At 52.5% G+C, this 7,788-nt stretch carries 9 protein-coding genes; all 9 read left to right on the plus strand.

Annotated elements, in window-relative coordinates; genetic code table 11:
- Positions 1–242, plus strand: a 242-nt coding sequence (locus tag COY37_RS05220; protein ID WP_286976568.1) for an ImmA/IrrE family metallo-endopeptidase, incomplete at its 5' end; no start/stop codon positions are given.
- A 326-nt stretch (positions 243–568) separates the two neighbouring features.
- Positions 569–745: a Flp family type IVb pilin gene (locus tag COY37_RS05225; protein ID WP_286678626.1), complete on the plus strand. Its 177-nt coding sequence runs from the start codon at positions 569–571 to the stop codon at positions 743–745.
- 151 nt (positions 746–896) lie between these two features.
- Positions 897–1,283 (plus strand): TadE/TadG family type IV pilus assembly protein, encoded by a 387-nt coding sequence (locus tag COY37_RS05230; protein ID WP_286678625.1) that lies wholly within the window; start codon positions 897–899, stop codon positions 1,281–1,283.
- Positions 1,284–1,313: 30 nt separating this feature from the next.
- Entirely contained in the window at positions 1,314–2,573 is a 1,260-nt protein-coding gene (locus COY37_RS05235) for a pilus assembly protein TadG-related protein (RefSeq protein ID WP_286678624.1), read from the plus strand.
- Between the two features lie 15 nt (positions 2,574–2,588).
- Positions 2,589–3,320, plus strand: a complete 732-nt coding sequence (gene cpaB, locus COY37_RS05240; RefSeq protein ID WP_286678623.1) for a Flp pilus assembly protein CpaB — start codon at positions 2,589–2,591, stop codon at positions 3,318–3,320.
- 30 nt (positions 3,321–3,350) lie between these two features.
- Positions 3,351–4,517, plus strand: coding sequence for a CpaE/TadZ family protein (locus COY37_RS05245; protein ID WP_286678622.1), 1,167 nt, complete (start codon positions 3,351–3,353; stop codon positions 4,515–4,517).
- Positions 4,518–4,597: 80 nt separating this feature from the next.
- The gene (locus COY37_RS05250) at positions 4,598–5,953 is read left to right on the plus strand and encodes a TadA family conjugal transfer-associated ATPase (RefSeq protein ID WP_286678621.1); all 1,356 of its coding nucleotides are present in this window, start codon (positions 4,598–4,600) and stop codon (positions 5,951–5,953) included.
- Positions 5,950–6,903 (plus strand): type II secretion system F family protein, encoded by a 954-nt coding sequence (locus tag COY37_RS05255; protein WP_286678620.1) that lies wholly within the window; start codon positions 5,950–5,952, stop codon positions 6,901–6,903. Before COY37_RS05250 ends, COY37_RS05255 begins: the two co-directional genes overlap by 4 nt.
- 20 nt (positions 6,904–6,923) lie before the next feature.
- Positions 6,924–7,788, plus strand: an 865-nt coding sequence (locus COY37_RS05260) for a type II secretion system F family protein (RefSeq protein WP_286976575.1), incomplete at its 3' end; no start/stop codon positions are given.

Here is a 7,788-nt window from a genome sequence, read left to right on the forward strand (position 1 = left end):
TGGAATACCAGAGAAGGCCGGATAAGGAATACCACCATCGCGAGGCGGACGTCTTTGCCCTGGAGCTTTGCATTCCGACGCGTCTCATACAACGCGAAGCTTTTAGCTGGTTCAACGACCATAAATTCCTGGCCAATCTTTTTGGGGTCAGCGAGCCGTTGATGGTTAAGAAGATGGAAGAGCTGCAGCTTATCCCAAAAGGAAAGTTTAGTTGGCTTTATGCCGATGCGAAGGCCATTTAGCGGGCATAAGGATATCCGCTCCGCGCGGCAAAAATTTTTATCCTGCAACAACACAATTAGTGCATATCACCGCAAATAATCCATATTATACCAAAATTATGCTAAAGCAGAGGGAAAAGCCAACCGATAACTGTACAAATAGTACAGTGATGCACATGTAGTAACGGTTAGCAAGCAGCAAGCAGTATGGTTGTTTAACCGGAAGGGGGTTGGCAGTAGGCGGCAGGAAACGGGAACAACGGCATAGCGACGACGAACGCGTAGGGGGTGCGGAACGTTTTTCGCAAGCAATCAACAGTCTCGTTAAGATTTTAGGAGGGTTTAAAATGTTAGCATGGTTTTACGGAAAATTAGCTTCGTATCTTAGGGAAGAGGATGGCGCAACCGCAGTTGAGTACGGCATAATGGTTGCCCTGATCGCAGCGGTTATTATCGGAACGGTAGTGACACTCGGCGGTAAGATTCTTACAGCATTCCAGACAGTTGTTAGTAACCTTGGTTAAGGGATTTCCATCACCTCAAATAGGCCCCGTGTTAAACAGCACGGGGCCTACTTCTCAAAGCGATTGTAAGAAACGCGCGATTTATAAGCGGTTCATGAGTGTTTAGTAAGCGGCTAGTAAGTCATTAGTAAGTAATAAGTAAGTGATAAGTATGAGCAGGTTATTATGTCTTTATAAAAATATCAAGAACGAACGGGGGGCAAGCTCGGTTGAGTTTGCGATTATCCTCCCGGTTTTGATCCTTATCTTATTTGCGATTTTTGAGTTCGGTCTTACTTACCGCGATTATCTGGCCATCACGCATGCGGCCAGGGAAGGGGCGCGAATGGCCGCGGTCGGTGAATATAGCGAGACCGAAATAAGGGAGAGGGCGTATCCGGTATCCCCAAGCTCGATATCTATCAGCTATCCCGGCGGCACAGAACATGGGGAGCCGGTCGAAGTTCAGGTTACCTTCGATAGGCCGTTACATATACCTTTATTTGACATTAAGAAGGTTCATCTCACCAGTAAAGCGCGCATGCGCATTGAGTACTAGTGGAATTTCGAATTACGAATTGGTGAAGGTATGAGATTGAGAAAAAGGATGAATTCCATGGGGACGATAGAGCGCTTACGTGAAGAGCGAGGGGTAGTCATGATAGTGGTTGCGGCTGCGCTGACGGCGCTTGTCTTAAGCGTAGCGGTTGTAGTGGATATCGGTCTGCTCTATCAAGAACGAAGGCAACTGCAGACAAGCACCGATTCGGCCGCACTGGCGGCCGCTATGGATTTAGCCGAGGGCAAATCGGTCTCGGAAGCAACCTCCAGGGCGGTTGAGTACGTATCGTCTAACGCGAACGTTTCGCCTTCGCAGATCACGGTTGATTTCCCGGGGTCTGCCCGGGTCCGTGTTACCGCGAGCACGCAGCGCAGCATCTTCTTTGCGAGTCTTGTGAACAAGAGCACCGCCAACGTAAAAGCGCAGTCGACTGCCGCTCTTGGGGCGGCGAATGGTGTCGCAAATCTCGTACCCTTTATCGTTCCGCTACAGAAGGTGGCGGATTACACCGGCGGGTCAAATGTGGGTACGTTCGATATCGGTGAAGACCGGCCGCTCGATGTGTTCAGCATCATGCAATCTACAAGCGGCGACATTATTATCTACACGATCACCTATAACAACAACGGTAACAAACCAGAGAGCATAACCGTTTGTGACGGTATCCCGTCCGGGACGGTGTATGATGGCGGGTCGGCTACCAACGGTGGCTCGTACGACCCATCTTCTAAGCAGGTTACCTGGAGCTTTGGGGACGTCCAGCCCGGCGATTACCGGTTGATGAAGTTCTCGGTGAGGGCTACGTCCGGTTCTGTCGGTTCGATCTCTAATACCGCCTATTTGACTACCGACAACGGCAAGACCGTAAGCGCAAACACAGGGAACAGTCCGCAGAGGGGATACTTCTGGCTGTGCGACTTTAATGATGGCAGCAACGGTGTTCCGGAGTTTGATGCGTGGATCAGAAACGGCTACCCGGAGTACGTTTACGCGGGCGATATCGCTAACGGTACCGGTATGAAAGCCAGTCTAAAAGATGCCCTATCCTGGAGGAAAAGCTCGAACCCAAAAATAATCGTCCCGGTTTACAGCTTTACCGAGGGCGGTGGAAGCCCTGGCAAGTACCACGTTGTCGGCTTTGCTGAGTTTGTCATCGCGAGCATAGATTTTTCGGGCAACCCCAAGACCATAAGCGGCTATTTTACCGATGGTACGGTTGTCAAGGGTGTCCCCGGACCATCGCCTGACGCGTACTTTGGGATCGACACGATTTGGCTGGTTGACTAAAGGGAGGAAAAGAAAGTGAAATCTCGTTTGATGATTGTGATGGTATCAATAGTCTTTGCAGCGGTTGCAACAGCCGGGGCAGCTTACTATATCGCGTCGCTGAGGTCGTCCGTCACCGAAGGCCAGAGGCTTATCGAAGTCGCGGTGGCCAAGAAATCCATCGAGACCGGCGCTTCGATGAGTGAGATGCTTGCGAGCGGCTCTGTGGCGATGCAGAAGATCCCGAAGCAATACGTGGCCGAGGGCGCTCTCACATCGACGGATGGCTACTCGGATAAAGTCTTGTCATCCGATTTGGTAAAGGGAGAGCAGCTTACTCGGGCCAAGTTTAAGAAGGAAACCGAGGCCGGCCTTGCCTATAAAATCCCCGAGGGTCATATCGCCGTCTCGATTGCGGTCGATGAGATAACCGGTGTTGGCGGAAAACTGCAGTCGGGGAACCGGGTGGATGTACTGGCGACGTTCAGCCCCAGCTCGGATAAGGACATGACGAAAATCATGCTGCAAAACGTTGAGATTTTGGCGACGCCGGATGCGACTACCGGCGACAAGGGCGGCGGTTTCATAAAAGGCGGCCAGCAGACGAGCACTGGGAAGAGAACGGTTACGCTGTCGGTCTCTTCTGTGAACGCCGAGAAGCTTGTATTTGCGGCCGAGAAGGGCCATATATGGCTAGGATTGCGCCGCTCTGGAGACGACAAGTCCGATAAATCGGTCATGCAGACGCTTGAAACTGTTTTTAAATAGCAAGAGTTAGGTTAAGTCAAGGTGATGAAGATGATTAAAATAGCGCTCGTCGATCCCGATCGACGATTCGCCGAAGAGATCGAGCGGATGTTGGAGGAGAGGACCGACATCGAGCTAACGGCCCCCGCACTTGATTTGAACCAGGCGTTAATGCTGATAGAGACGCAGCATCCGCAGGTTCTTATCATCGGACCCGGCATCGGCTCGGATATCTCGACGGTTTTTGTAAAAAAGCTCACGGCCGAGCATCCGATAGGCTGCATTGTTCTTACGTTTAATCTGACCGACCGGCTTAAGGTGGCAGCGATAAAGGCCAATGTGGTCGAGGCGATCGAAGTGCCGGTCGAGCCGGAGAAGATCATAGCGGCGATCCAGACGGCGGCGGGGTATGCCCAGCAGCTTACGGTGAAAGAAGATGTCGTCGTTAGCGACCATAAATGCACGGTTATTACCGTATTCAGTACGAAGGGCGGCGTTGGTAAGACGGTTCTTTCTACGAATATCGCCACTTCGATCGCGCAGCGCACGGATTATAAAGTGGTGTTGGTCGATCTTGACCTGCAGTTTGGGGATGTGGGGATAGCCATGGGCTTAAGCCCCGATAGGACCATGCTTGAGTTTGCCGATCACCTTGTAGGAATCGATGATGAGAAAATCGATGAGCTGCTTGTAAAGCATGAGAGCGGTGTGAATGTGCTGCTCGCGCCAAAAAACCCCGAATCGGCCGACCTTATCTCCGGCGAGTGCGTGGGTTCGATCATGTCGGTGCTCAAGAATTATGCGGATTTCATCATCGTCGATACTCCGGCATCGTTTAACGACAACGTGCTGGCGGTATTGGATGCGACAGATGAGATATGCATAGTGCTTACCATGGATATGCCGGGTGTTAAGAATATAAAACTCTGCCTGAGAACGCTAGGTGACCTGCGGTATTCACGTGAAAAACAGCGCTTGGTGGTAAACCGTGTCGAGAGCAATGTCGGCCTGAAGGTAAGCGAGATAGAGAAAGTCCTCGGGATGCGCTCTATCGCGAGGATAGAGTCGGACAAGGCGGTGCCTCTTGCGGTCAACAAAGGGGTGCCCGTCGTAGTCGATGCGCCAAAACTTCCCGTTAGCAAAGAACTCGAAGATCTGGCGCTCTTCTATGTAAGCAAGTACCAACCCGACTGGGTTGACCTGCGCAAGACCAGCTAGAGCAGCTAAGGCGCAGAGAAAGATTTTGCTGAAGGCCACGGGCCGGCAGCTGATTGCTCTTAAGAAAGGATTGGTAACACATGTCACTTCATCAACGGCTTAACGAGGCGAGGGCCGCCGCGGAGGTACCGGAAGTCCCAAGACGGCAGATCCTCGATGAGATAAACAAGCGGATTCATCACCAGCTGATCGAGGCGCTTGGCCCCGAGCTTTATGATAGGGCGACGAGCAGCGATGAGTTGAAGATCAAAGTTGAAAACCGGCTGAAGGATTTGATCTCAGTCGAGCCGACCCAGCTCTCGCCGGCCGAGAAGAAACGGCTTATCGATGAGATAACGAACGATGTCCTCGGATACGGCCCGCTCGACCAGTTTCTTAGAGACCCGGAAGTAACCGAGATCATGATCAACGGCGCGGAGACGATCTACATAGAGCGTTTCGGAAAGATAGAGCTTTCCAAAGAGAAATTCCTGGACGACATGCACCTTCGCAGGATTATCGACAAAATCGTCGCGCAGGTGGGGAGGCGCATCGATGAGAGCGTGCCGATGGTCGATGCGAGGCTGCAGGATGGCTCCCGTGTTAATGCGATTATCCCCCCGCTTGCGATAGGCGGACCGAAGCTTACGATTCGAAAGTTCTCCGCCGACCCGTTTAAGGTCGAGGATTTGATTAACTTCGGCACGATAACGCCGAAGGTCGCGATGTTTATCGAGGCGTGTGTCCGCGGTCGCTTGAACGTTATCGTTTCCGGCGGTACAGGTTCGGGAAAGACGACGACGCTTAATGTGCTCTCATCCTTTATCCCGACAGATGAGAGGATTCTCACCATCGAGGATGCGGTTGAGCTGCAGCTTCGCCAGGACCACGTTATACAGCTCGAGTCGCGTCCGGCGAATATCGAGGGAAAAGGCGAGGTGGCCATCCGCGACCTTGTTAGAAACGCCCTTCGTATGAGGCCGGACCGTATTGTTGTCGGCGAGGTCAGGGGTGGGGAGGCGCTTGATATGTTGCAGGCGATGAACACCGGTCACGACGGCTCGCTCTCCACGGTGCATGCCAACGCCCCGCGTGACGTGCTCTCGAGGCTTGAGACCATGGTATTGATGAGCGGCATGGAGCTACCCATCAAGGCGATCAGAGAGCAGTGCTCCTCGGCCATCGATCTCATTATCCAACAGGCGCGCCTTCGCGACGGCACCCGCCGCATTACGCATATAACCGAAGTACAGGGCATGGAGGGCGATATAATCACGTTGCAAGACCTCTTCCTCTTCGATTTTTCTATGGGCCTCGATGAGAGCGGCAAGTTTAAGGGCAAGCTCAAATCAACAGGTATCCGTCCGAAATTTACACAGCGGTTGCAAGACCAGGGGATATCGCTTCCGGCTGAGGTCTTCCAGTTCGAGTATATCGGAAGGGGAATGGCGTCATGATGAAATGGGTTCTCGTCCTCTATTTTTTAGGATTTTTCCTCTTTGCGTTTGCGATGCTCCTGATACGGTCGCCGATTCGCAAATTCTTCGGGCGGCAGGTTGAGAAATATATTAAGTTTACGAAAACCGACGACGAGCCGCAGGTATCGGCACGCCTGGCCCTCTTAAAGTTCATCGATATTATCTCGCCGCTCATCAGCGGTAAGTCATTTGCGATGAACCTGCAAAATGTGATCGACCGGGCGGGGATACCGTTGAGGGCATCCGAGTTTGTCTTTTTCCATAGCTTGGCCGTGGCGGCGGCGGTGGCAATAGGATATACGTTTGCGGGACCCATCGGCGTGATAGCGTTGACGACTATCGCTATCGGGCTTCCGGTTTTCGGGCTAAAACACGTAAAACGCCAGCGGGAGAAGAGATTTCACGACCAGCTCCCCGACACATTGTCGCTTATAGCGGGCGCTTTGAAAGCCGGGTATAGCTTTTTGCAGGCGGTCGATATGACGGTGAAAGAGACGTCGCCGCCGATGTCCGTTGAGTTTAACCGGGTGCTCACCGAGGCCAGGTTAGGTCTGCCCCTCGAGCAGGCGCTCGATAATATGGCAAAGCGTGTGGATAGCAACAACTTTAACTGGACGGTCATGGCCGTCAAGATCCAGCGTGAAGTCGGCGGTAACCTGGCGGAGATACTTGAGATCCTGGCGGATACTATAAGAGAGCGCGACCGGGTTTCGCGGCAGATAGATGTGCTAACGGCCGAAGGGCGGCTCTCGGCGTTGATACTGTTTATACTGCCGTTTGCCGTAGGGCTGCTTCTCGCAGTAATCAATCCCGGCTATTTAATGCTTTTATTCAATCATCCGCTGGGTTTAGCGATGTTGGTGGCCGCGTCATTGATGCTTGTCGCGGGCGGTTTTTGGCTGAAGAAAGTCGTAAAGGTCGAGGTATAACCGGTAGGGGAGGAAGTACGATGATAACCATTGTCTTAATGCTGTCGCTTATATCGCTTTTCATATCCGTATTCCTGATCAGCATGTCTGCGACCGTAGTCGCAAGCAACAGGATGTCGGTGAAAAGCTCGCTTAAGAAACTGGATGTTTACGGGGACATTTCGGCGGTTGAGGACGAGCTGTCCGAGCCGTTTTTAAACAGGGTTATCATGCCCTTTATGAAGACCTGTACGGGGGTCGGAAAGAGGCTTACACCGGCAGGCTTTCTGGAAAATATCAGGCACCGGCTGGTTCTCGCCGGGATGTCCAGGGATTTTGATACCGATAGATTTCTGTCATATAAAGGGTTTTGCTTGCTCGGGAGCGCCGGCCTGGCGGTTGTATTTATCACGTTCGCCGGAAGAAGCGCCGCCCAGGTCTTGCTTGGTGTGTTATTTGTCGGATTATGTTTCTTCCTGCCGGATATCTGGTTGAGCCGAGAGGTGGCGGCGCGGCAAAAGGGGATAAAACTCGCCCTGCCTGATACGCTCGATCTCTTAACTATCAGCGTCGAGGCGGGCCTGGGCTTTGATGCGGCACTACATAAAGTGGTAAGAAATACTACGGGGCCTCTCTCGGAGGAGTTTTACCGCCTGCTTCAGGAGGTTCAGCTCGGCACGTCACGCGGCGAAGCATTTAGGAACCTGGGGGAACGCACAGAGGTCGACGAACTCGGCTCATTTATCCTGGCCATGCTTCAAGCGGAGGTTTTCGGTATCAGTATCGGAAAAGTCCTGAGAGTTCAGGCGAAAGAGTTACGAATCAAGCGGCGGCAACAGGCCGAGGAAATGGCCCAGAAAGCGCCGGTAAAGATAGTATTTCCGCTGGTAGTCTGCATATTTCCGG

Source organism: Candidatus Aquicultor secundus (assembly GCF_002791875.1).
In the GTDB taxonomy this organism is placed as follows: domain Bacteria; phylum Actinomycetota; class Aquicultoria; order Aquicultorales; family Aquicultoraceae; genus Aquicultor_A; species Aquicultor_A secundus.